The sequence below is a fragment of the Radiobacillus deserti genome, from assembly GCF_007301515.1.
Classification (GTDB): domain Bacteria; phylum Bacillota; class Bacilli; order Bacillales; family Amphibacillaceae; genus Radiobacillus; species Radiobacillus deserti.
In genome coordinates this window covers 1,609,194-1,633,292 of the sequence record NZ_CP041666.1, presented here as the reverse complement: position 1 = coordinate 1,633,292, position 24,099 = coordinate 1,609,194, and the positions used below count along the sequence as shown (strand labels likewise).

The 24,099-nt window shown below is 39.1% G+C and carries 24 protein-coding genes; all 24 read right to left on the bottom strand.

The annotated features are described in order from the left end of the window. Positions 1-13: 13 nt before the first annotated feature. The 24 genes from FN924_RS08635 to FN924_RS08520 all read right to left on the bottom strand — a co-directional run bounded on the left by FN924_RS08635 (position 14) and on the right by FN924_RS08520 (position 24,023). The gene (locus tag FN924_RS08635; RefSeq protein WP_143893613.1) at positions 14-472 is read right to left on the bottom strand and encodes a DUF4306 domain-containing protein; all 459 of its coding nucleotides are present in this window, start codon (positions 470-472) and stop codon (positions 14-16) included. Between the two features lie 235 nt (positions 473-707). Beyond that, on the bottom strand, positions 708-899 hold the full coding sequence (locus FN924_RS08630; protein ID WP_143893611.1) for a hypothetical protein: 192 nt from the start codon (positions 897-899) through the stop codon (positions 708-710). Positions 900-910: 11 nt separating this feature from the next. Next, the gene (locus FN924_RS08625) at positions 911-1,132 is read right to left on the bottom strand and encodes a hypothetical protein (protein WP_143893609.1); all 222 of its coding nucleotides are present in this window, start codon (positions 1,130-1,132) and stop codon (positions 911-913) included. 155 nt (positions 1,133-1,287) lie between these two features. Beyond that, positions 1,288-2,157, bottom strand: coding sequence for a 4-hydroxy-tetrahydrodipicolinate synthase (dapA, locus tag FN924_RS08620; RefSeq protein WP_143893607.1), 870 nt, complete (start codon positions 2,155-2,157; stop codon positions 1,288-1,290). A gap of 304 nt (positions 2,158-2,461) precedes the next feature. Next, positions 2,462-3,682: an aspartate kinase gene (dapG, locus tag FN924_RS08615; protein WP_143893605.1), complete on the bottom strand. Its 1,221-nt coding sequence runs from the start codon at positions 3,680-3,682 to the stop codon at positions 2,462-2,464. 18 nt (positions 3,683-3,700) lie between these two features. Further along, complete coding sequence (asd, locus tag FN924_RS08610) at positions 3,701-4,747, bottom strand: aspartate-semialdehyde dehydrogenase (protein WP_143893603.1); 1,047 nt, start codon at positions 4,745-4,747, stop codon at positions 3,701-3,703. Positions 4,748-5,004: 257 nt separating this feature from the next. Further along, the gene (locus tag FN924_RS08605) at positions 5,005-5,601 is read right to left on the bottom strand and encodes a dipicolinate synthase subunit B (RefSeq protein WP_143893601.1); all 597 of its coding nucleotides are present in this window, start codon (positions 5,599-5,601) and stop codon (positions 5,005-5,007) included. Between the two features lie 4 nt (positions 5,602-5,605). After that, entirely contained in the window at positions 5,606-6,502 is an 897-nt protein-coding gene (gene dpaA, locus FN924_RS08600; protein ID WP_143893599.1) for a dipicolinic acid synthetase subunit A, read from the bottom strand. A 176-nt stretch (positions 6,503-6,678) separates the two neighbouring features. Further along, a complete protein-coding gene (locus FN924_RS08595; protein ID WP_143893597.1) occupies positions 6,679-6,915 on the bottom strand; it encodes a YlmC/YmxH family sporulation protein in 237 nt (78 codons plus the stop codon). A 58-nt stretch (positions 6,916-6,973) separates the two neighbouring features. Then, entirely contained in the window at positions 6,974-7,372 is a 399-nt protein-coding gene (locus FN924_RS08590; protein WP_143893595.1) for a hypothetical protein, read from the bottom strand. Positions 7,373-7,431: 59 nt separating this feature from the next. Next, on the bottom strand, positions 7,432-8,649 hold the full coding sequence (locus tag FN924_RS08585) for a M16 family metallopeptidase (protein ID WP_143893593.1): 1,218 nt from the start codon (positions 8,647-8,649) through the stop codon (positions 7,432-7,434). Positions 8,650-8,692: 43 nt separating this feature from the next. Further along, positions 8,693-9,649, bottom strand: coding sequence for a polysaccharide deacetylase family protein (locus FN924_RS08580; RefSeq protein ID WP_143893591.1), 957 nt, complete (start codon positions 9,647-9,649; stop codon positions 8,693-8,695). Positions 9,650-9,775: 126 nt separating this feature from the next. Further along, positions 9,776-11,887 carry a polyribonucleotide nucleotidyltransferase gene (pnp, locus tag FN924_RS08575; protein WP_143893589.1) on the bottom strand — a complete coding sequence of 704 codons (2,112 nt, stop codon included), beginning with the start codon at positions 11,885-11,887 and terminating at the stop codon, positions 9,776-9,778. Between the two features lie 157 nt (positions 11,888-12,044). After that, positions 12,045-12,314: a 30S ribosomal protein S15 gene (gene rpsO / locus FN924_RS08570; protein ID WP_143893587.1), complete on the bottom strand. Its 270-nt coding sequence runs from the start codon at positions 12,312-12,314 to the stop codon at positions 12,045-12,047. Between the two features lie 123 nt (positions 12,315-12,437). Next, positions 12,438-13,382, bottom strand: a complete 945-nt coding sequence (locus FN924_RS08565) for a bifunctional riboflavin kinase/FAD synthetase (RefSeq protein WP_143893585.1) — start codon at positions 13,380-13,382, stop codon at positions 12,438-12,440. Positions 13,383-13,390: 8 nt separating this feature from the next. Continuing rightward, positions 13,391-14,311 carry a tRNA pseudouridine(55) synthase TruB gene (gene truB, locus FN924_RS08560; RefSeq protein WP_143893583.1) on the bottom strand — a complete coding sequence of 307 codons (921 nt, stop codon included), beginning with the start codon at positions 14,309-14,311 and terminating at the stop codon, positions 13,391-13,393. A 94-nt stretch (positions 14,312-14,405) separates the two neighbouring features. After that, positions 14,406-14,756 carry a 30S ribosome-binding factor RbfA gene (gene rbfA, locus FN924_RS08555; RefSeq protein ID WP_143893581.1) on the bottom strand — a complete coding sequence of 117 codons (351 nt, stop codon included), beginning with the start codon at positions 14,754-14,756 and terminating at the stop codon, positions 14,406-14,408. A 69-nt stretch (positions 14,757-14,825) separates the two neighbouring features. Continuing rightward, positions 14,826-15,104 carry a DUF503 domain-containing protein gene (locus FN924_RS08550; protein ID WP_143893578.1) on the bottom strand — a complete coding sequence of 93 codons (279 nt, stop codon included), beginning with the start codon at positions 15,102-15,104 and terminating at the stop codon, positions 14,826-14,828. Next, on the bottom strand, positions 15,101-17,227 hold the full coding sequence (gene infB / locus FN924_RS08545; RefSeq protein ID WP_143893576.1) for a translation initiation factor IF-2: 2,127 nt from the start codon (positions 17,225-17,227) through the stop codon (positions 15,101-15,103). Before infB ends, FN924_RS08550 begins: the two co-directional genes overlap by 4 nt. 4 nt (positions 17,228-17,231) lie before the next feature. Beyond that, the gene (locus FN924_RS08540) at positions 17,232-17,549 is read right to left on the bottom strand and encodes a YlxQ family RNA-binding protein (protein ID WP_143893573.1); all 318 of its coding nucleotides are present in this window, start codon (positions 17,547-17,549) and stop codon (positions 17,232-17,234) included. Beyond that, positions 17,542-17,820: an RNase P modulator RnpM gene (gene rnpM, locus FN924_RS08535; protein WP_143893571.1), complete on the bottom strand. Its 279-nt coding sequence runs from the start codon at positions 17,818-17,820 to the stop codon at positions 17,542-17,544. Before rnpM ends, FN924_RS08540 begins: the two co-directional genes overlap by 8 nt. Before the next feature lie 12 nt (positions 17,821-17,832). Next, a complete protein-coding gene (nusA, locus tag FN924_RS08530; RefSeq protein WP_143893569.1) occupies positions 17,833-18,939 on the bottom strand; it encodes a transcription termination factor NusA in 1,107 nt (368 codons plus the stop codon). 13 nt (positions 18,940-18,952) lie between these two features. After that, positions 18,953-19,426, bottom strand: a complete 474-nt coding sequence (gene rimP, locus FN924_RS08525) for a ribosome maturation factor RimP (protein ID WP_143893567.1) — start codon at positions 19,424-19,426, stop codon at positions 18,953-18,955. 307 nt (positions 19,427-19,733) lie between these two features. After that, complete coding sequence (locus FN924_RS08520) at positions 19,734-24,023, bottom strand: PolC-type DNA polymerase III (protein WP_143893565.1); 4,290 nt, start codon at positions 24,021-24,023, stop codon at positions 19,734-19,736. Positions 24,024-24,099 lie beyond the last annotated feature (76 nt).

Sequence of the window (24,099 nt, the reverse complement as noted above, 5' to 3'; positions counted from 1 at the left end):
CCACCTTACTTAACTAAAACGTGACATTCGGTATTCGTCTGCTAGAGTGGATAGCACTTAAAAAATATAAAGCTCCCAAGCAATAACAACTTTTCTCAAATAATTGTCCACCAATTGTATCTGCATTCCGAAGACAAATTCCGATAAAAGCATATATCATGCACATTGAAAACAAGCTTACAACAAATTTCTTATCCTTTAATGTTAGATAAAGAGTCAATGCAACAACAAAACTAGCACTAGCAAACATTAGAAAAGGAAAGAACGGAGCAAATTTTGCCGCATAAAGGAAATGGTCTAATTGCACAATGTCTGCTTCACTTTTGATTTCACCATGCCACCATGTGGAAAAGAACGCTGTATATTTCCACTCCCATGGATTTAATCTTATGGCACTTCCTTCATACCAACTCACAAATGTCGAAATTAACAGCACAACGATTGTCAAACCATATGAAAACAAGTATTTCATATCTCACCCTCTCCTTAAAACCATCCGATTCTACCAGCTAAAAAGAGCATATATGTATAACCTAATACTCCACCATGGAGGATACAGCCAGCAATAATCCATGCCCAACGCTTTATCAAAATAGAACAGAGAATTCCTGCAATTGATAAAACGGGCAAGCACAAGAACATCTAAAAGTAGATCTACATGCGGTCCTCTAGATACAACAAACAAAAATAAAGATAACCAGCTAAACTTATCCTATCCCCCCTCCACTCGGCGGCCCGTTTCGATATGAGTTTGCTCTTTCTTGTTCCATTTTTGCCTCTTTTGATAGTTGAGTGGGCTTATAACCATTTTCTCGTTTTTTTCTTCTCCGCTTATCCAGCAGAAGTAGCGCCCAAAAGACAACACCAATTATAATAATCCATACAAGATTCATTAGCATTTAATCACCTTCTATTCTAGTTGATAAGCTGCAAGTAATATAAGAAAAAGTCCACATCCTTTTATAAGAAGTTGCCACTTCGCTTTTGAGTATTCGAAATTCAGTATGTTCATATTTTCTAGATTTCCGAAACGATGCGTAAAAAATTTTGCCAATTTATCTGCAAAAAGAAAACCATACACACCCATAATACCTAATACATAAAAAATAAATGGCCCTCCTTTCCCACTCACTACTTCCAATCTTTTTGATATTACCCTCTTCTTTTCATTGTACTAAAATATACGGCTGATGGAAGAATATTTCCATAAAAAGTTCTTGTATTACCTGATGTTGGATATAAAAAAACGATGACTTCTCAAAAAAAGTCATCGTTGCCTGGTTCTTATCATATCCATGATAATATCTCTAATAATTTCTTTTGTTCTTCAGATGAAAGATCTATAAGTGGTAGTCTCACCTTTCCAACATCTAGACCTTTGGCCGTTAATGCAGCTTTTACTGGTGTTGGAGAAGGTGCGATAAACATTCCTTTCATAATTGGTTGGATGCTGCGATGTATGGTCGCGGCTTCTTTCACATTACCTTGCTCATACGCTTGAATCATAGCTTGCATTCTATCCCCAATAATGTGAGCCGCAACTGAAACTATTCCTGTACCGCCAATAGATAAGATAGGCAATGTTAGATTATCGTCTCCACTGTATAGTGAAAAGTCATCTGGTGTATGTTCGATAATCGTAGTAATGGCATCTAAATCACCAGTTGAATCTTTTATAGAGACAATATTTGAAATGTTAGATAGTTCAATCACCGTCTCCGGATTGATTCGAACCACAGAACGACCCGGTATATTATAGAGCATAATTGGCAGAGATGTTTGGTTTGCTACTGTACGAAAATGTTCCAATAAACCTTGCTGACTTGGTTTATTATAATAAGGTGTCACCAATAAGGCCGCATCTACTCCAACAGCTTCCGCTTCTTTCGTAAGCTGAATGGTTGCCTCTGTGTTATTACTACCAGTACCCGCAATGACAGGAACTCGTTTGTCTACCACTTCTACAACATGCTTAAACAAAGATAGTTTTTCAGCATGGGATAACGTAGGAGATTCCCCAGTCGTCCCTGCAATGACCAATCCATCTGTACCGTTATTTAACAGATAGTTGACCAATTCTGTTGTTTTGTCTAAATCTAGGTTCCCCTCCCTATCAAATGGGGTAACCATTGCTGTTAAAACCTTGCCAAAGTACATTCTTTTGTTCCCCTTTCATTGGTATCATGCAGGGTAGGTAGATACGAGGTTGAGACAAAAGTATAGTAAGCAATAAAAAAACGAACAATTATCATTAGTGCCTATACCCCGCTCCGGAAATATACACGCTTTCCGCGGGCGGCTGGTGAGCCTCCTCGTGCTGACGCACTGTGGGGTCTCACCGATGCCTTTTTTCCCGCAGGAGTCTACGTATATTTCCGGAGCTAGTATAGGCTGTTATTCGGCTTTTCGACTTATACTTTTAACCCAGCCTCGTTTTTATTTTACTATGTTTATTTGGATATTATTGTACATTTAATTCAAACGTATTGTGAAGGGCATTGACAGCTGGAACAAGGTCATCCTGATGAATGAGAACCCAAATGGTGGTGTGACTATCTGCGGATTGTAGAATCTGTACGCCAGCATCTGTCAAGGTTTGAACAATTCTCGCCGTAACCCCAGGTACTCCTGTCATACCAGCACCCACAACAGAAACCTTGGCACAATTCTTTTCTAGCATTGGTGTGTAGCCCAATTGATCTAAAAGCTTAACCGCTTGTGCCGTAAAGATTTCGGGAATCGTGTACACAACACCTGTTGGTGAAATATTGATAAAGTCTACAGAAATACCAGCTTCTGCCATTACTTTAAACACTTCAGATTGTAAGTGGTACGGTTCTTCATTCGCTTCTACTTTAATTTGCGTAATGCCAGACATATGAGCAATCCCTGTTACAAGACGGTCCGGAATGTCTTTTCCTTTGACATCATCACGAGAAGACGTAACCAAGGTTCCTGTGTATTTAGAATGGGTAGATCTTACTCGCATAGGAACCTCTGCTTGCATCGCGATTTCTACTGCGCGAGGGTGAACCACTTTCGCTCCTTGATAAGCAAGGTTGCAAATTTCTGTATAAGTGACAACATCTAATGTCTGCGCATCTTCTACAACTCTTGGATCAGCAGTCATGATACCCTCTACGTCAGTAAAAATATCGATGTAATCTGCTTCTAGTACTGCACCAAGTGCTGCTGCAGAAGTATCACTTCCACCTCTTCCAATTGTCGTTATTTCTCCATCTTCGGTGGCACCTTGGAATCCAGCTACGACCACCACATCATGTTCTTTTAATTCTCTTCGTACCCTGCCGACTTCCATCGCTTTAATCTTTGCCTCTGTAAAGTCTTTACTCGTCACAAAACCTGCTTGAGCACCCGTTAAGGCAATTGAAGACAAGTTTTGTTCTTTTAGTTCATTAGAAAAAACGACAGATGAAATCGTTTCTCCACAGGATAAAAGTAAATCTTGTTCACGTTTGCTAATGTTCGTATTCGGGAATCCAACAAGACCCAATAAAGAATCTGTTGCATAAGGCTGTGGATGTCTCCCCATAGCAGCAGACACTACCACAACTACTTTATAACCTTCTAGTACCGCCGATTTTATATGATCAATTGCATTCGCGCGTGTTTCTGCATTCTGGACGGACGTTCCGCCAAACTTTTGTACTAATAATTTCATGAATTCGACACCTCTAATTTACAGCAAATTGTTTTTGATAAGACTTTCTGCTATTTGTACAGAATTCCACGCTGCTCCTTTTAGAAGGTTGTCGGATACTACCCATAAATGGAATCCTTTCGGGTTATCTAGGTCTTTACGAACACGTCCTATGAACACATCGCTTTTATTAGCTGCACTAAGTGGAGTTGGATACACTTGCTCAGAAGGGTTATCTTCCAGTACAACACCCTCTGCGGATTGCAATACTTTGTGTAAATTTGCCACTTCTAAGCCATCTTGATTCAATTCAATATAGACACTTTCTGCATGAGAAGTAACAATTGGGAGACGCACACATGTAGCAGAAACATGAAGCTCTGGTGCATGCATTATTTTTTTCGTCTCATTAATCATTTTCATTTCTTCAAACGTATAGCCATTCTCTTGGAATACGTCGATTTGTGGAAGTGCATTAAAAGCGATTGGGAAATGCTTTTTATCTCCTTTAACAGGTAAAATTTCCGCATTGGCTTCCTTGCCATCTAACATGTCTCGTGCTTGGTTGCGAAGTTCTTCCGATGCAACCGTACCTGCTCCTGAAACCGCTTGATACGTGGACACAATAATTCTAGACAAGCCATATGCATCTTGTAGTGGTTTTAAAGCTGCTACCATTTGAATAGTAGAACAGTTTGGATTTGCAATAATTCCATTATGTTTCTTCAAATCCTCTTCATTTACTTCAGGTACCACTAACGGAACCTCTGGATCCATGCGGTATGCACTTGTATTGTCTATGACAACTGCACCTCTTTTTACTGCTTCAGGAGCTAGTTTTTTAGATACAGATCCTCCTGCTGAAAATAACGCAATGTGTATGCCTTCGAAGCTTTCAGGTGTTGCTTCTTGGACGACATACTCCTCACCTTTAAAGTTTATTTTAGTACCAGCAGAACGGCTGGATGAAAGTAATGTTATGCTTTCAATTGGAAAATTCTTTTTCTCTAATGTTTCCAACATTTTTTGTCCTACTGCTCCTGTTGCGCCAACCACGGCAACATGATAGCCTTTTAGATTTTCCACTAATTTTTTCTCCTCTCTCTTCTTCTTTCTAGTGTAATTGTTTCATTAATAATATATTTTAACATACTCTTACACTAGGAAGGTACAGAAAGGGTAATTTTGATTGGCTCTTTACCATATTCTCCACTACCGCTCGAAGATCTGCTATTTAAAGCATTCTCACCAAGTTAACTCACACAGCAGTTGAAATACAAGATGAACCTTTCCAATTCTTCTTTTCCCTTTCGTGTATTTCAACTGCGCTGGGCAGAAAGAGTCTATTGGGATTTCATTCGTTCTATAATAACGGGTTGAATTTGTTTGAACTCTAAGGCTTCTTCTACTGTGTCAGATAACAATTCCATGTCCGATACCATGGAATTCGGTTTCTTAATATAGTCGTCTTGACCATAAGGAATGAAGTAAATTAACTTTGTAGCCATGAGTCTCATTAAATTAACTCCGTTTAAACCTAGTGCATCGTTCGTTGAGATACCTAATACAACAGGATTTCCATTTCGAATAGTAGCTTTAGCTGCCATTAATACCGGATTATCCGTAAGACCATTTGCTAGCTTACTCATGGAGTTACCAGTCAATGGAGCAATAACCATACAATCTAATGGAGCTGCAGGACCTAAAGGCTCTGCTTCTGGAATCGTTGTAATTAAGTCCTTTCCAGTGATCTCTCTAATTCGTTGAAGGTGATCCTTTGCTTTCCCAAACTTTGTATCTGTGTTCTGTACAGTGTAGGATACAACAGGAACTACATCAGCTCCTTGTTCTACCAATTTTTCGATCTGTGGAAAAACCGCTTCATAAGTGCAGTGAGATCCTGTTAAACCAAAACCAATTCGTTTCCCTTTTAACGACATGACTTTAAAGACCCCTTTCTTCTTGATGTTCCTTTAGGACCTGCTCAACAACTGTACCAAGTATTTCCCCTGCTGTTTTTGCAGCCACAATTCCCGGTAATCCTAACGCATGAATTGCCTTGATACCTCGTTTATCAGCATATTCAAAATCTGTTCCACCAGGTTTTGAGGCTAGGTCAATAATTAACGCATGGGCCATCATCGGTTTTATAACATCATCCGTTACGACTTTGGCCGGTACGGTATTAATAAGAATGTCACAATTAGGAGTATATGAAGAAAGTTCATTCATGTGAAAACCTGTTAATCCCATTTCAATGCTTCGTGCAATATCTTCTTTGTTGCGCGACCCGACAAACACTTTCGCACCTAATGCAGAAAATTTGCTTGCCACACTCATTCCAACTCTTCCAAGTCCTAAAACAATGACATTGGAACCATGGATGGTGAAATCTGTATGTTGAATAGCCATCATAATAGTACCTTCTACGGTTGGAATCGAGTTGTATATTGCAACATCATTCCGTCCCATAAGTGGAATTAATCGAATTCCTGCTTGTTGTGCATTCTCTCTCAGATAATCATTGGCAATACCACTAAAGATGACACAATGGTCGGGCAGTTGCTGTAACCAGTCTAGTGTAATCTGAATTTTTTGGTCAGAAAAAGTGGTTTCGATAAAACCTTGATCATCTGTACCAGGAATAGGAAGAATAACTGCGTCTAACTGGTTAACACGTAAATCATCCATTTCCACTTGATTTACACCGGTATATCCTTGGTTTAAATGATCAAATCCTACTACTTGTATATGGATATCCTCTGATTTAGATAATTGTTTAATCATTTGTAGATATCTTGCATCACCGCCTATAATAGCGATGTTCTTGTTTGATTTCATGTTTTCACCTCACCTGGAGTTAAACTTTTCAATTTATAATATGACGAATAACATGCAAAGTGAATTGCAAGTGCCCTTGTTTCTTGAAAAATGGTTGCTTTCCCCTGCTGATTTCAAAAGAAAAGAAGTACATTACCAGTATAGGCAGATGTACTTCTTCCTGTGTTTGTACCACTCTATTTTTTTGGGTCAATAATAATCATGTCATCCCCTATTTTTTTTATATCTTTCCAGTCCATCCGGACTTGATCCCCTTCCTTTTTCATTCCAAACCACTTATAGTTTGGCACGATAAAGGACTCAATCTCCCCCGTTTTTTCATTTAATTCCAGGTCCGTTTGGCCTAGCATTCCGAGTCTAGACCCATTTCGAACATCGACAATTTCTTTGCCGCTCAATTCTCGATATCTCATTTACACTCCTCCTCTTCTCCCTATTAAATGTATGCGAGAGAGGAGGTCCTATGCCGAGTTATGGTGCGAACCCATAAAAAATTAAGACAAAGCAGAACAAGGCGATATACCCCATCCCGAAGGAAACCGTAATGATAAAGATAGATAAAAATACTCTTAATCCTTTTGGATAAATGTTTTTTACCCCTCTTAAACTTACATATATAACGATGATGACCATTGGTATCAGATAAAAGTAACCAAACGTACTAATCCAATCAAAATGTGTCGCGAATCCTTCCTTTGGAACTGGCCCATTCTTCAGATGAAAGTGGTTTGTTATGTACCAATCCCCGAAAAGGAAAATAGCAGACAAGGCTACATAATAGCCCAAAGCAATCCACTTCAAGATTTTATTTACTTTTTTTAATAAAGAGTTAGAGAGAAGCATAAACAACAATAATGTGATAATCCCCATCTTTCTTTCCCTCCTAAAAAAGCACATCTTCTATGAATCGAAGATGTGCTTACATTTACTTATGCGTCTGAAGAAACTAATGCGCTTGAAAAAGGCTGTGAAAAGATATCTTGAATGATTTGATTAGTACTTTCCATGGTGACAGCATCAATTTCCTCCACCATTTCATCTAACGTACGGTGCCGTTGAAGAATTAATTCATTCTTTCCATTACGACTCATTCTACTATTCGTACTTTCCAAGCTCAGCATTAAGCCTCCCTTGAGCTGTTCTTTACTATTTTTCAATTCTTTCTCCGTTAACCCATGTTGGATAAGGTTCTCAATGACGTCTTCAATCGTTTTTCTCAATAATGGAAGTTGTTCATTTCCCGTCCCCGAATAAATGGTTAATAGACCACTATCCATGAATGTGCTATGGTATGAAAAGACGGAGTAAGCTAATCCTTTTTTCTCCCGAACTTCTTGAAATAGGCGAGAGCTCATACTTCCACCTAACACATTGTTCATAACGATTAAACTGTACATTTGGTCATGCGCAAGTGGCAAACCGTTGTAGCCTAAACAGAGATGTGCTTGTTCTGTCTCTTTCTTTCGGACAATTTGTTCCGTTAAGAATGTTGGTTTCTCTAATTCTCTGTTACTTTCGGTTCCTTCATATGTACCAAAATGACTCTCAATCTGTTTCATAAACTGTTCATCTACATTACCTGCAACCGAAATGACCACATTATCTGGACGGTAGCGTTGATCCATATAGCTACGCAAATCAGTATCTTTAAAAGATTGTAAGGTTTGCTCCGTCCCTAAGATTGGGTAACCTAACGGATGCTGTCCGTAAGAGGCCTGGGATAGTAAATCATGAACAATGTCATCTGGCGTATCATCTGCCATTTTAATTTCCTCTAATACGACTTTCTTCTCGCGTTCCATTTCCTCCGCATCGAAGGTAGAATTGAAAAACATGTCCGCTAGTACTTCTAAGGCAAAATCTTTATGCGTATCTAATACCTTTGCATAATAACAGGTGTACTCTTTAGACGTAAATGCATTGACCTGTCCACCGATTGCATCAAATGCTTCTGCAATATCCAAAGCAGACCTTGTTTTCGTTCCTTTAAAAAACATATGCTCAATAAAATGAGAAATCCCATTGATAGGAGCTGTCTCATTTCTAGAACCTGTTAGAACCCATACACCTATTGTTACGGAACGTACGGATGGGATGTGTTCTTGTACTATTCGTAATCCATTTTGACAAGTGTGTCTTAGTAGCAAACTATTTCCTCCTATTACTGTATAAACAGCATACAACTAACAATCAAAACCTTTTTTCACTCAATAAACGTGCAACTGTACCTAGTTTATACTTTTTTTCTTTAATATTCAAAATTAAGTCTTCTAGACCTCGTTCAATGACATCAGTTGGATGCATCAAAATCATAGCCCCAGGATGTAGTTTACCCATAACACGGTTAACCATAACGTCTGTCGTAGGCTTCTTCCAATCGATTGTATCCACTGTCCATAGGATTGTTTCCATGCCTTCCTCGGCCGCAAGCTTCACAACCTGATCATTCATACTTCCACTAGGAGGAGCAAACCATTTCGGACGTTCACCTAATATGCCCTCTAAAATCTCATTAGTCTTGACGATTTGCTCTCTATTTTCTGCATCCCCTAACCGACTCATATCAGGATGGTTATATGCATGATTTCCGATTAAATGTCCTTCCTCTTGAATCATTTTAACAAGGTCTGGGTTTTTCGAAGCCCATTTCCCTTCAATAAAGAAGGTTGCTTTCACTTTCTGTTTCTTTAATGTATTTAAGATACTTGGAATGTTATCTTCTCCCCAAGCCACGTTAATTAAGAAAGCTACCATTTGTTTGTCTGGATGTCCCCGATAAATAGGAGACGGAGGTAGGTCCTTTAACGTTACCTCTGGTTTCACTTGGTCATAGACTAAGAGGGTTTCATCAAACCTTCCTTTTTCCTTCATCTTTTTATAGGATGCTTCAATATTTACTTTTATCCCATTTCTACCTGGCATCTTCTTCCACACATCATGAATTTTTGCATTTTCTGCAGGTTCTTCGTACTCTTTGCTTTTTTCCTTAATAGTCTTCAGAAGAGTATTATCTTCACTTACAGGCACTATATGATGTATGCTAGATAAATCATTTAAGGCAAATGGATTTGGTTTCACTTGATAACCAATCGCAATGATCAGGAAAAATGCTAATAATTGCATAAAAAAACGATTCCAACGGTTCATTCAATTCCCCTCCTCGTTTAAACGATATGATTAGCGAGGACAAGGTAGAACGAATATGGAAGGAATCACAAACCGGAATTTTACTCTAAATAAAAAGAAACTGGCATGCCAGCTTCTTGCGTGTTGTTACGAATTTTGTTTTTCCTTTTCTTCCTTTAAAACAGCTTTACGAGAAAGATTGACACGTCCTTGGTTGTCGATTTCTTTAACCTTCACCATGATTTGATCTCCGAGTTTGACAACATCCTCGACTTTGTTAATTCTTTCTTCTGCCATCTCTGAAATATGAACAAGCCCTTCTTTTCCTTTAAATAGCTCTACAAATGCACCGAACTTCTCAATACGTTTAACTGTACCAAGATACATTTCGCCAACTTCTACTTCACGAACAATGTCTTCGATAATTTTTTGAGCCTTTTTGTTCATTTCCATTTCTGTTGAAGAAATAAAGACCGTTCCGTCTTGCTCGATATCAATTTTTACACCAGTGTCTTCAATGATCTTATTAATTTGTTTCCCACTTGGTCCAATCACATCACGAATTTTATCTGGCTTAATGTGCATCGTAAGAATTTTAGGTGCGTATTTAGAAAGCTCGTCTTTTGGTGCATCAATCGTCTCAAGCATATGCTTCAGAATCTCCATACGCCCTTTTTTCGCCTGTGTTAACGCTTCTTCTAAAATTTCTCTAGATAGACCTTCAATTTTGATATCCATTTGAAGAGCTGTAACCCCTTTTTCAGTTCCAGCAACTTTAAAATCCATATCTCCAAGGAAATCTTCCATCCCTTGAATATCAGTGAGGATTGTATAATCTTCACCAGACTTCACAAGACCCATTGCAATCCCAGCAACTGGAGCCTTGATTGGGACACCCGCATCCATCATTGCTAATGTGCTTGCACAAATACTCGCTTGAGATGTAGAACCGTTTGACTCTAGAACTTCAGACACAAGGCGAATCGTATAAGGAAAATCCTTCTCAGAAGGTACGACTACTTCTAAAGCACGTTCTCCTAATGCACCATGTCCGATTTCACGACGACCTGGTCCTCTAATTGGTCCTGTTTCTCCAACACTAAAGGATGGAAAATTGTAATGATGCATAAAGCGTTTAGATTCTTCTAAATCCAAACCATCTAGGATTTGTACGTCCCCTAGTGCACCTAACGTACAAACACTTAACGCTTGCGTTTGTCCACGTGTGAATAATCCAGAGCCATGCGTTCTAGGTAAAACACCTATGCGAGAGGATAAAGGCCTAATTTCGTCAATCTTACGACCATCTGGACGAATTTTTTCCTTTGTAATTAAACGGCGAACTTCTTCTTTGACCATTTTGTCTAAAACCATGTTCACTTGTTTAAGTGTATCCTCTTCTGCTTCTTGCTCTTCGTATTGTTCTACGATCGCTTTTTTAGCTTCATTAATCGCATCTTCTCTTGCGTGTTTTTCTTGAACTTGTATAGCTTGTACTAAACTAGCTTCTGCTTTTTCTTTTACTTCATTCACAATTTCATCATCTAGTTCAAACAGCTTTACTTCCATCTTTTCTTTCCCAACAGCTGCAATGACTTCCTCTTGAAAAGCAACTAAGCGTTTGATTTCTTCATGACCAAACATAATTGCTTCGAGCATGATTTCTTCTGGAACTTCTTCAGCTCCCGCTTCCACCATGTTAATCGCATCTTTTGTTCCGGCAACCGTCAAGTGAAGGTCACTTTTCTCTTCTTGTTCAATGGTTGGGTTGATAATGAATTCTCCATCCACTCTTCCAACGATAACACCTGCAATTGGGCCCCCAAACGGAATATCAGAAATCCCTAAAGCTAAAGAAGAACCTACCATTGCAGCAATTTCTGTGGGGCAATCTTGATCCACACTCATGACAGTACTAATAACTTGTACTTCATTTCGGTACCCATCTGGGAAAAGCGGACGAATTGGACGATCAATTAGACGCGATGTTAATACCGCTTTTTCACTAGGACGACCTTCTCTTTTAATAAATCCACCAGGAATTTTCCCAACTGCATACAAACGTTCTTCGTAGTTCACAGTTAAGGGAAAAAAGGGAAGATCTTTAGGCTCCTTAGAGCCTGTTGCAGTTGCTAATACAGAAGTATCTCCATATTGCACCATGCAAGCGCCATTTGCTTGCTTTGCAAGCTCTCCAATTTCAACGGAAAAAGGTCTTCCAGAGATTTCCGTGGAGAACACTTTCTTATCTTCTGCCATATTGTTTTGTACTCCTCTCAATCAAAAAATTAGTGCTCTGACAATAGGTTGTACTAAAAGGTGAAAATTACAACCTTCTATGCTACCAACTTGTAGAGAGCTATGTATAATTTTACGTATAGAAAAAGCGGGAATAATCCCGCTTTTCTTACAAAACTTAACGACGTAAGCCAAGTTTTTTAATTAACTCGCGATAACGTGTTACGTCTTTATTACGTAGGTAGTTTAACAAGTTACGACGTTTCCCTACCATTTTTAATAGACCACGACGAGAGTGATGATCTTTTTTATGAACACGTAGATGCTCGTTTAGGTTAGTAATCTCTTCTGTAAGGACAGCGATTTGAACCTCTGGAGAACCAGTGTCATTATCATGCGTTTTGTATTCATTGATAATCTCGTTCTTACGTTCTTGTGTTAGTGCCATCCTGTTCACCTCCTAATATTATGTGTCATCCCCTGACTCCTAGCAAACGTCGGAGTCTCGTTATGCCAAGAGCAGGTTTCCGTAATACAGATTAACTCTTTTTTTACAAAAATGCAAGTTTTTCTATGAAGTCGTTGCTAGAAGCTTTCTACTCATTTCCTCATCCTGATGGATTTGTGCGATTAAATCCTCAATATTGTCATACTTTTCTTCATCACGAAGGAAAGAGCGCCACTCTATTACTAATTCTTGCCCATAAATCTCTTGATTAAAATCAAAAATATTCACTTCAATACGAGGTCTTTCATGAACGGTGTCAAAGGTTGGGTTGTAGCCAAGGCTAGCCATCCCTTTTTCTCGCTTTCCATTGTGTACTACTGTCACAGCATAGACCCCTGTTTTTGGTAGCAAATAGTCATCTGATACCCGGATATTTGCTGTTGGAAAGCCAAGTTGACGTCCTCTTTTTTCCCCGTCTACAACTATTCCTCTTGCAATGAGTGGTCTTCCTAATAAATCATTCGCTTCCTCGATTTTTCCTTCTTCTAGCAATGTACGGATTCTAGTAGAGCTAACCTTCTCCCCATTCTGCTCCACCTTGTCGATAACTGTATAGGTAAAATCTCCTGCAGCATGCTCTTCTATAGTAGCCATGGAGCCTTTCCCCATATGTCCATAGCTATAATCAAATCCAGCTACTAAATGTTGAATGTTAAGCCCTTTTATATAATGATTGATAAAATCCTGAGGAGCCACTTTTGACAACTCTTTTGTAAAGTCAATGATATATAAAAAATCAACATTCATCTGTTCCAAAATTGCTTCTTTTTCCTTGATAGGTGTTAAGTATCTTACAACCTGGTGATCCTTTCTTAGAACAACCTTAGGATGTGGGGAAAAAGTAATGACAGCACTCTTCATCCCTCTGTATTTTGCTGTATCAACAGCTGTACAAATTAATTGCTGATGTCCTTTATGAATCCCATCAAAAAAACCAATAGCAGCTACCGTCTCTGGATTTGCAGAACGGTCTATGACCTCTGGATAGGACAATCTTATCGTCTTCATGCATTCACCTACATTTCCCCCTGTTTTAGTACACGAACAGGTTTTATTTCTTCTGTTTTGTCTGGATGTATTTGATATATAGCCAATAATTCACCTTTGTATTCCACACGAAAAGGTTTATTCTCTACAATATTATCAGGTCTTTTCCGCTTTTGGCCTGTCAAAATTTTTTCTACTTCATCTTTGTTTATTTCTAGAACAGGTAAATGGTCAACACCTTTTTGTATCGGTGCCAGTAACGCTTCCTTTTCACCAGCAGCAACGGCTTCCTCACATTCTTCGATGGTACATGTATCTGGAGTAGTAAATGAGCCTGTAGCTGTACGAACAAGATGAGACATATGTGCGGGAAAACCAAGTGTCTTTCCAATATCAACACATAGTGTTCGTATGTATGTACCTTTTGAACAAATGATGTTCAAGGAAATACGCTGGGTTTGATTGTTTTCATCAAAAGAAGTCTGTTCCCTTTTATACTGTATGTCATAGATTTGCACATGTCTAATAGGACGCTCTACTAATTTTCCTTCTCTCGCGTATTCATATAGCTTTTTGCCATTCACTTTGACTGCCGAATACATAGGTGGCACTTGTTCGATTTCGCCTTTAAAGGTGCGTAAAGCTTGAAGAATACGTTCGTCCGATACAGGCTCTGTCACACCTTTTCTCTCCACCAGCTTACCAGAACTATCTTCCGTTTCTGTAGAAAAACCTAGTAAAAGCTCTGCTTCATATGTTTTTTTTGTATCCGTTAGAAATGGAACAATTTTTGTTGCTCGTCCAATACAAATTGGCAGCACACCTTCCACGTCAGGGTCTAATGTTCCAGTATGTCCGACTTTTTTTGTTCCAAAAAGCCTTCTCATTTTCATAACACAATCATGTGAAGTCCAGCCCTTTGGTTTCCATAATGGTAAGATGCCATCCACGTTGCCTCCTCCTTCCTAAGCTATAGTATTTATTATCTTAATAGGACAAAGATAAAACCCTTGTTATGGGGTACAAGGGTTTTATCAAGTATTCCTATTCCTTATTGTCGTTTAACTCGCGAAGGATATGCTCAATACGATTTCCTTGTTCAATCGCTTCGTCAAACTCAAAAATAAGTTCTGGTGTTTTACGAAGGCGAATCCTTTTTCCAATTTCGGAACGGATAAACCCTTTAGCTTTTGCAAGTCCTACAAGTGTATCTTGTTTTTGTTTATTCTCTCCTAAAACAGAGATGTACACTTTGGCTTGTTGGAGATCTCCGGTAACCTCAACATCCGTTACCGTAACAAAACCGACTCTTGGATCCTTAATCTTTCGACTAATTATATCGCCAAGCTCTTTTTTCATTTGCTCTCCAACTCTAGTTGCACGCAAATCACTCATAAACGATCACCTCTCTTATCATGAGGGAATGCTCTATAGAAAACCACACACTTATTGTATCGCTATCTGTTAAAGCCATTCAACATTTGTCGTTGCTCGTTCTATTTCTGGAAACGAATCAATCCATGCTAGTGCTTGCTGGATCGTTCTTTCCGCTGTGACTCGATCCGATGAAATCGTGACCAATCCAAGAACTGTGCGCTGCCACAGATCTTGATGGTCCATTTCACTTACAGCTATATTATAATCCTTTTTTAATCTTGCTATGATTCGCTTTAGAACAGAGCGCTTTTGTTTCAAGGATTGAGTGTCGTAAATATGACACTCTACCTCGGCATATGCGATCATACTCGTTTGATTTCTTCCATGACGTATGCTTCAAATACGTCACCTTCTTTAATATCGTTAAACTTCTCCACCGTTATTCCACACTCATAACCTTGTGCGACTTCTTTTACATCATCCTTGAAACGTTTTAACGTATCAATTTCGCCTTCATAGATAACGATACCATCACGGATAACACGAACACCTGAATCACGAGTGATTTTTCCATCTGTTACATAGGAACCTGCAATTGTACCGATACGAGATACTTTAAAGATTTCACGTACTTCTGCTTGACCGATTACTTTTTCTTCAAACTCAGGATCAAGCATTCCTTTCATAGCAGATTCAATTTCTTCAATCACTTTATATATAACACGGTGTAAACGAACATCTACCTTTTCGGATTCCGCCGCTTTTTTTGCATTAACATCTGGACGTACATTGAAGCCAATTACAATTGCGTTAGAAGCAGAGGCTAAAATGATATCAGATTCTGTAATAGCACCAACACCAGTGTGAATAATACGAACCTTCACACCTTCTACGTCGATTTTTTCGAGAGAGGATGCCATTGCTTCCACGGAACCTTGAACGTCCGCTTTTACAATCAAGTTAATTTCTTTTACATCACCTTGTTTAATTTGTTCAAATAAATCATCAAGGCTTACTTTTACTTTATCACTTCGGTTCGCTTCAATTTGTTTTTGCTGACGAGCTTCCCCGATTTGGCGAGCTTTCTTCTCATCATCAAAAACGATAAATTGGTCACCTGCTTGAGGTACGTCATTTAATCCAGTAACCTCTACAGGAGTGGATGGACCTGCTGTTTTTACTCTACGTCCTAAATCATTAACCATAGCACGTACTCGACCGAACGTATTTCCAACAACAATTGGATCCCCGACATGAAGCGTTCCATTTTGTACAAGTAATGTGGCAACAGATCCTCGGCCTTTATCTAATTGTGCTTCGATTACCGTACCAGTTGCATTGCGATTTGGATTCGCTTTTAATTCCTCTACTTCTGATACAAGTAGAATCATTTCTAATAAATCATCAATACCTTCCCGTTTAATAGCAGAAAGTTGAACGAAGATGGTTTCTCCGCCCCAGTCTTCTGGAACTAGCCCGTGTTCTGTAAGTTCTTGCATTACACGGTCAGGGTTTGCACCCTCTTTATCCATTTTGTTTACAGCTATAATAATTGGCACCTCAGCGGCTTTCGCATGGTTAATCGCTTCGACCGTTTGTGGCATAACCCCATCATCAGCAGCAACCACAAGAATTGCAATATCCGTAACTTGTGCACCGCGTGAACGCATACTTGTAAAGGCTGCGTGACCTGGCGTATCGAGGAATGTAATTTTCTTTCCGTTTTCTTCGATTTGGTAAGCTCCAATATGCTGTGTGATTCCGCCAGCTTCGCCTTCGGTAACTTTCGTATTACGAATGGAATCTAACAGTGTTGTTTTACCATGGTCAACGTGCCCCATAATAGTAACAACTGCTGGACGTTCTACTAGATCTTCCGGCTTATCCTCTTCTTTGAAGTTATCCAGATCGGTTTCATCCAGTTCCACAACTTTCTCTACTTCCACACCGTATTCTTCACAAATTAGTTCAATAGAAGCTTCATCAAGATCTTGGTTCTTCGTCGCCATGACCCCAAGAAACATGAGTTTCTTAATAAGTTCTGTTGCTTCTTTATTTAACTTTTGAGCAAGTTCATCCACAGTTAAAGTATTTGAGAACGTAATTTTTCCAGGTGTATCTTGCGGCTTCTGGTTTTGGCTTTGAGCCGCATCGTTATTTCTTTGATTTCCTTTATTACGGTTCTTTTTCTTCTTGCCTTTTTGCTTATGGTTCTGGTCGGTATTGGAAGGATTAGCAGCCGGTTTTGAAGCTGGTTTTGCTTCCTTCTTCTTATTCTGATTTGCTGAAGAAGTTGTTGCTTTTTCCTGCTTTGGCTTTTCCTCTTGCTTTGATGGTTTAAAAACTTTATCCAATTCTACTCTTGTATCATCAGAAATCGTAGACATGTGATTCGTCACGTCCACATTTAATTCTTTTAATTTATTTATAATTTGTTTACTTGATGCATTAACTTCTTTCGCATATTCATATACGCGCATTTTACTCATACGTTCACCCCCGAATAGATTCATCGAGTAACGATGTTAACTTATTGGCGAACCCTTCATCTAGTATTGCTACAGCCACTCTGCCTGAGGATTTTCCTAAGGCATGAGATAAAGTATCTCGATTATCGACAACTCTCCAAGGAATCTTATAAAACGTACATTTGTCCGTCATTTTCTTCTTTGTTTGTTGTCCAATATCATTGGCCAAGAGCACTAGCTTCGCCTTGTTTTTCTGAATATCACGAATGATAGACTCCTCTCCCAACGTACACTTTTTGGCACGATAAGCAAGCCCTAATAAATTCAGATAATCTTTACTCAATTTTCTTACCTTCTATAACAGCTATTAATTGTTCGTAAATAGAATCTGGTACTTCCGCATTTAAATGCCGGCTAAGAATACCTGTTTTTTTCGCACGATCCACGGTAGCCGAATCTTTAGAGATATAGGCACCTCTTCCATTCTTCTTTCCCGTAGGATCCACAAAAACTTCCCCTTCTTTATTACGAACAACTCGTATTAGTTCTCTTTTTGGCTTCATTTCTTGTGTTACCACACATTTTCTTAACGGAACTTTTCTGTTACCTGCCATGACACCTACCTCCTATTCGAAAAGATCTTCATCTACTTCAGAATAAGATTCACTAACCTCATTTGTTTCTGTTAGAATGCCTTCTTCACGCGCTTCTGATTCACTCTTTATATCAATTTTCCAACCGGTTAATTTAGCCGCTAATCGAGCATTTTGGCCTCGCTTTCCGATTGCAAGCGATAACTGGTAGTCCGGCACAATAACGGTCGTCGCTTTTGCTTCTTCGTCTACAAGTACATCTACAACCTTAGATGGGCTTAATGCATTAGAAACATAGACAACAGGATCCTCTGACCACTCGACTATGTCAATTTTTTCACCATTTAACTCATTGACAATCGTTTGAACACGTTGCCCACGTTGCCCAACACAGGAGCCAACCGGATCAACTTCTGGATCTGCAGCATACACTGAAATCTTAGAGCGATCTCCTGCCTCACGAGCCACAGAACGGATTTCAACAGTACCATCATAGATTTCCGGTACTTCCATTTCAAACAAGCGCTTTAGTAAACCTGGATGAGTTCGTGAAATAAAAATTTGTGGTCCCTTATTCGTGTTTTCTACCTTCGTCACAAAAACTTTAATACGGTCATGTACTTCATATTGCTCAGTAGGAATTTGCTCCCCTTCTGGGAGACGAGCTTCAATTTTGCCTAGGTTTACATAGACAAAGCGTGGATCCTTCCGTTGAATAATTCCAGTCATGACATCTTCTTCACGATCGATATATTCACTGAAAATAACTCCACGTTCTGCTTCACGAACACGTTGTGTTACGACTTGCTTTGCTGCTTGTGCTGCGATTCGTCCAAAATCCTTTGGTGTAACTTCAAGCTCCACAATATCCCCAACCTCATAGTTAGGACTAATGGATTTCGCTTCCTCGAGAGACAACTCTTGTTGAGGATCTAGTACTTCCTCCACAATTTCCTTTCTAGCAAACACATGCATACTTCCTGTTTGTTCATTTAAATCTACACGAACATTCGTAGCAGATTTAAAGTTCTTTTTGTAAGCAGATATCAAAGCAGCCTCTAGCGCTTCCATGAGAACCTCTTTATTGATTCCCTTTTCCTTTTCTAAATAATGTATCGCATCAAAAAGCTCACTGCTCACGTTTTATCCCCCTTTAATTAAAAGTAACCGCCAGTCGTATTTTGGCTACTTTATCATATGGTAGCTGAATCTCTTTTTTACGACTTTTGATTCGTATCTCAAGCGTAATGACATCTTCTTCAAAGGATTTTAAAACCCCTTCAAATTCTTTTTCTCCATCCATTTTTTCATAAAGCTTTACATGGACGTTTTTGTCTACATTTTTCTTTATGTCTTCTACTGTTTTTAAAGGACGTTCAGCACCTGGTGATGAGACCTCTAAAAAGTAAGGGACGGTTACCGGATCCTCTGCATCTAGTTTTTCACTTAACTGTTCAGAGACTTGCCCGCATTCTTCGATGTCTACGCCACCTGGTTTATCGACAAATACTCGAAGAAACCAGTTCTTTCCTTCTTTTTCAAATTCAATGTCTACAAGATCTAGTTGTAAATCCATCAAAATCGGTCGAACTAACTCTTCTGTAATTTCTGTTACCTTTGCACTCAACCTAATCCCTCCTTTATGAATATCTCTAGAAGATTGTTCTAGTCTCCCTGAATCATCATGTCGTTAGTAGGAATAGTTTGCTCGAAAATGAAAAATTCATTTATCAGTATAAATCCCCTGCCAACAGGCAAGGGATCATTTGAGCAACCATTATCACATTACAGGGTTACTTTCACTCCGGTGCAAAAAGAAAGAAGTATGAAAGAAAGAGTGGGGTTTACCCACTCTTTCTTCAAACGTATCATTACTTTCCTCTACGAATATACCATAATTAGAAATTTAATGCAAGAATCGCCATCTCCAAGCCTTAGAAAAGAGACAGCTGGTTTGCATCCGCCATTCCTTCTAGGCATCCATGTTGATCCAAATATTCTAAAACGGTTTTTGAAATCTTACTTCGTTCCCTTAGATCTTCTTTAGATAGGAACTCTCCTTCTTCTCTAGCTTTCACGATATTTAAAGCAGCATTCGTTCCTAAACCATCTACCGCGTTGAATGGAGGAATGAGTGTATTTCCGTCCACAATGAAATCCGTGGCGCTAGATTTATATAAATCTACTCTTTGGAAAGAAAAACCACGCTCATTCATTTCCAATGCAATTTCTAATACGGTTAACAAGTTCTTTTCTTTCGGAGATGCATCGTTCCCTTTAGATTGTATTTCTTCAATGCGTTTGCGAATTTCTTGAGAACCTTTAACCATAACATTTAAATCAAAGTCATCTGCACGCACCGAAAAATAAGCTGCGTAGAAAAAGATTGGGTAGTGAACTTTGAAGTAAGCGATACGAACAGCCATTAGAACATAAGCAGCCGCGTGCGCTTTTGGGAACATATATTTAATCTTCTTACAGGAATCAATATACCAATCAGGAACATCATGCTTTTTCATTTCTTCAATCCACTCGTCTTGAAGTCCTTTCCCTTTCCGAACAAACTCCATAATCTTGAAGGCAAGAGAAGCATCTAATCCTTTGTGCATTAAATACACCATGATATCATCCCGACACCCAATTACATCAGGTAGTTCACAAATGCCCTGGTTAATTAATTCCTGTGCATTTCCTAACCATACATCTGTACCATGAGATAGGCCGGATATAATAACAAGCTCAGCAAACGTTTTGGGACTTGTATCCTCTAACATTTGCCGCACGAATCGGGTACCGAATTCCGGTACACCTAGTGTCCCGGTTTTACACATAATTTGTTCTGGACTAACCCCTAATGACTCTGTTCCAGAAAATATTTTCATCGTTTCTTTGTCGTCTGTTGGAATCGTCTTTGGATCAATTCCACTTAAGTCCTGAAGCATTCTAATCACAGTCGGATCATCGTGTCCTAGTATATCAAGCTTCAGCAAATTATCGTGAATAGAGTGGAAGTCAAAGTGTGTCGTTTTCCATTCTGAATTCCGATCATCTGCTGGAAACTGAATTGGCGTAAAATCATATATTTCTTTATCATCTGGAACAACGATGATTCCCCCTGGGTGTTGTCCCGTTGTCCGTTTTACACCTGTACACCCCTGAACTAAACGATCAATCTCTGCACTTTTCACTTGTAGCTGGTGGTCACTCGCGTAGCCTTTTACATACCCATACGCTGTTTTTTCAGCTACCGTACCAATAGTTCCGGCTCGATACACATTGTCTTCGCCAAATAGAACCTTTGTGTAGTTGTGTGCTCTAGGCTGATATTCCCCTGAGAAGTTCAAATCGATATCGGGTACCTTGTCCCCTTTAAATCCAAGGAATGTTTCAAATGGAATATCTTGACCGTCCTTTCTCAAGCTGCTTCCACAATTTGGACAGTCTTTATCTGGTAAATCAAACCCACTACCAACAGATCCATCATTAAAGAACTCGTGGTACTTACATGATCGACATACATAATGAGGAGGTAATGGATTAACCTCTGTAATTTCTGTTAATGTCGCAATTAAAGAAGAACCTACTGAACCACGAGACCCTACTAGATAGCCGTCATCCAGCGATTTTTTCACAAGTTTATGTGATATTAAATAAATAACCGCAAATCCATGACCTATAATACTAGTTAGCTCTTTCTCGATTCGTTTTTCAACGATTTCGGGTAGCTCTTCCCCATATATGTCTCTTGCCATGTTGTAACTCAGTTCACGAATTTCATCCTCTGCCCCATCGATATTTGGAGTGTATAAATCTTCTTTAACAGGAGAGATTTCTTCCATCTCCTCTGCTATTCTATTGGTATTTGTAACAACGATTTCTTTTGCCTTTTCCTTGCCAAGGAATGAAAAGCATTCAAGCATTTCATCCGTTGTCCGGAAATGTACATCAGGCAATGTTTGTCTACTCAACGGATTTCCGTTTTGAGAAGAAATTAAAATTTGTCTATACACCTTGTCGTGTTCTTCTAGATAGTGCGTATTCCCAGTTGCTACTGTAATTTTCCTTAATCGTTCTCCAAGATTTACGATTTTCTTTAGAATATCTAAAATTTGTGCTTCATTCTGTACAAGTTCTTTTTCTATTAAGTGATAGTAATTAGAAGGTGGTTGAACCTCGAGATAGTCATAAAAACTAGCCACTTTCTCTGCTTCTTGCTCCGATTTTTGCATCATCGTTTCAAAGACTTCCCCTTTATCACAGCCAGAGCCAACGATGATTCCTTCCCGAAATTGTTGTAGCTTAGATCTCGGAATACGTGGAACACGATAGAAATAATCTACATGAGAAATAGAGACTAGCTTATACAAATTCTTTAATCCCACTTCATTTTGAGCTAGTAACGTACAATGATAAGGGCGAGAACGTTGATAAGCATTTCCTTCTCCCATATGATTATTGAATTGGTTATGGTTCACAATCTCTTTTTCTAAGCTTCGCTTTACTAGTTTCCAAAGCAAATAACCGGTCGCTTCAGCATCATAAATTGCTCTATGGTGCTGGGTTAGTTCAATGTCCAAATGCTTACATAATGTATTTAATCGGTGATTTTTTAAATTAGGAAATAAGAATCTAGCAAGCTCTAACGTATCGATTACCGGATTAGGTGCTTCTGGTATGTCAATTTTCTTAAATCCTGCATTCAAGAAGCCCATATCGAAGCTAGCATTGTGCGCAACTAAAATCCCATCTCCCATCCATTCATGGAAATCCTTAAGCACTTCTTCGACTTCAGGTGCATCCTTGACCATGTCATCTGTAATACCTGTTAAATCAATGGTCGTTTGAGATAACGGATGGTGAGGATTTGCAAAGGATTCGAATCGATCGATAATTTCACCGTTATGAACTTTTACAGCTGCTAACTCAATAATCGTGTCATAAACCGCAGACAACCCAGTCGTTTCCACGTCAAATACCACATAGGTTGCAGAATCTAGTACGACGTCCGCTTCATTGTATGCGATTGGAACACCGTCATCTACGAGATTTGCCTCAACTCCATAGATAACTTTCACGCCATGCTTCTTCCCTGCTGAATGCGCCTCTGGAAACGATTGAGCAACCGCATGGTCCGTAATTGCAATAGCAGAATGTCCCCAAGCCTTTGCTTGTGCAATAAGCTTAGACGCAGAAACAACCGCATCCATCTGACTCATCGTAGTATGGGCGTGCAATTCAACGCGTTTTTCACCTTCGGGCGCCTTGTCTATTCGAGTTTCCCCTTTAATTTCATTAATATCATTAGCCATCATGGTAAGCTCATTTGTAAAGTTGTCGGTTTGTACACTTCCTCTAGCTTTTAACCACATGCCTTTTTGAATTTGCTTAAAGCTTTCCTGATCCTGATCACCTTTAGAGAACATTTTAATTTGAAAGGAATCTGTATAATCCGTAGCTTTAATAATTAACAAGTGACGACCTGAACGCAATTCACGTATATCGACATCAAATACGTAGCCTTGAACCGTCATTCTGCGCTCCTCTTCCACAATCTCTTTCATCGGTGTAATGTCATCTTGTATGTTATATCCAATCATTATTGGACCAGATGGAGCAGAATCTTCTTTCTTTTTCGCACGCTCTTCTTTATCTTTTACCGCTTTTTGCACTAGCATTTGATCCTCTAACGCTTTTTGCTCACGGAATTTTTCTAATGCATTTGGCTCATCTTTCACTTCCACAGAAAGAGTAAACGGTCCAATCCCCGCTTGTCTACAGAACTCTTTAAAGCTAGGATCTAATCGTTTTTTCAAGGCCGAGGATTCGGCTTCGTTACGTGCGGTTAACCCGAGCTTGTTTCCAGTTATGGTAGGTGTTTGATTTAAAATTAAATCACGGTAAGCGGGTGATAATTCGGTTGATTGTAGAAAGCTCTGCCAGTATGAAATAACATCTTCCGCTGGTAATTGGTTTTCTTTCGGATAAAACGTCCAGTCTACTGTGGCTATAGATGTAAATGATTGCTGCAAGTTTGCAGTGAACAGCTGGTAGACAGACGATGGTAGCACGTTATCTACGTGAATGTGAAAATGCCATTTCTTTATATGCTTAAACACTTCTACCTTGGATAAATAACTATTTGTAAAGTAGTTACTAATCATTTCTTCAGGTATTTCAAGTTGTTTTAACAGTACATTCATTTTATCTTTGCTGGATATCTCCATTACAAGTTCCTCCCCGTATCCAGTCCTATCAAACTAAGTAAAAAAAAGAAGGACATTGTTTCCATGTCCTTCTCTC

Excerpts from the sequence above, each read along its gene's own strand:
- FN924_RS08635 (WP_143893613.1), bottom strand. The coding sequence starts at position 472 with ATGAAATACTTGTTTTCATATGGTTTGACAATCGTTGTGCTGTTAATT.
- FN924_RS08630 (WP_143893611.1), bottom strand. The coding sequence starts at position 899 with ATGCTAATGAATCTTGTATGGATTATTATAATTGGTGTTGTCTTTTGG.
- dapA (WP_143893607.1), bottom strand. The coding sequence starts at position 2,157 with ATGTACTTTGGCAAGGTTTTAACAGCAATGGTTACCCCATTTGATAGG.
- dapG (WP_143893605.1), bottom strand. The coding sequence starts at position 3,682 with ATGAAATTATTAGTACAAAAGTTTGGCGGAACGTCCGTCCAGAATGCA.
- FN924_RS08605 (WP_143893601.1), bottom strand. The coding sequence starts at position 5,601 with ATGTCGTTAAAAGGGAAACGAATTGGTTTTGGTTTAACAGGATCTCAC.
- dpaA (WP_143893599.1), bottom strand. The coding sequence starts at position 6,502 with ATGAAATCAAACAAGAACATCGCTATTATAGGCGGTGATGCAAGATAT.
- FN924_RS08595 (WP_143893597.1), bottom strand. The coding sequence starts at position 6,915 with ATGAGATATCGAGAATTGAGCGGCAAAGAAATTGTCGATGTTCGAAAT.
- FN924_RS08590 (WP_143893595.1), bottom strand. The coding sequence starts at position 7,372 with ATGGGGATTATCACATTATTGTTGTTTATGCTTCTCTCTAACTCTTTA.
- FN924_RS08580 (WP_143893591.1), bottom strand. The coding sequence starts at position 9,649 with ATGAACCGTTGGAATCGTTTTTTTATGCAATTATTAGCATTTTTCCTG.
- pnp (WP_143893589.1), bottom strand. The coding sequence starts at position 11,887 with ATGGCAGAAGATAAGAAAGTGTTCTCCACGGAAATCTCTGGAAGACCT.
- rpsO (WP_143893587.1), bottom strand. The coding sequence starts at position 12,314 with ATGGCACTAACACAAGAACGTAAGAACGAGATTATCAATGAATACAAA.
- FN924_RS08565 (WP_143893585.1), bottom strand. The coding sequence starts at position 13,382 with ATGAAGACGATAAGATTGTCCTATCCAGAGGTCATAGACCGTTCTGCA.
- rbfA (WP_143893581.1), bottom strand. The coding sequence starts at position 14,756 with ATGAGTGATTTGCGTGCAACTAGAGTTGGAGAGCAAATGAAAAAAGAG.
- FN924_RS08550 (WP_143893578.1), bottom strand. The coding sequence starts at position 15,104 with ATGATCGCATATGCCGAGGTAGAGTGTCATATTTACGACACTCAATCC.
- infB (WP_143893576.1), bottom strand. The coding sequence starts at position 17,227 with ATGAGTAAAATGCGCGTATATGAATATGCGAAAGAAGTTAATGCATCA.
- rnpM (WP_143893571.1), bottom strand. The coding sequence starts at position 17,820 with ATGGCAGGTAACAGAAAAGTTCCGTTAAGAAAATGTGTGGTAACACAA.
- FN924_RS08520 (WP_143893565.1), bottom strand. The coding sequence starts at position 24,023 with ATGGAGATATCCAGCAAAGATAAAATGAATGTACTGTTAAAACAACTT.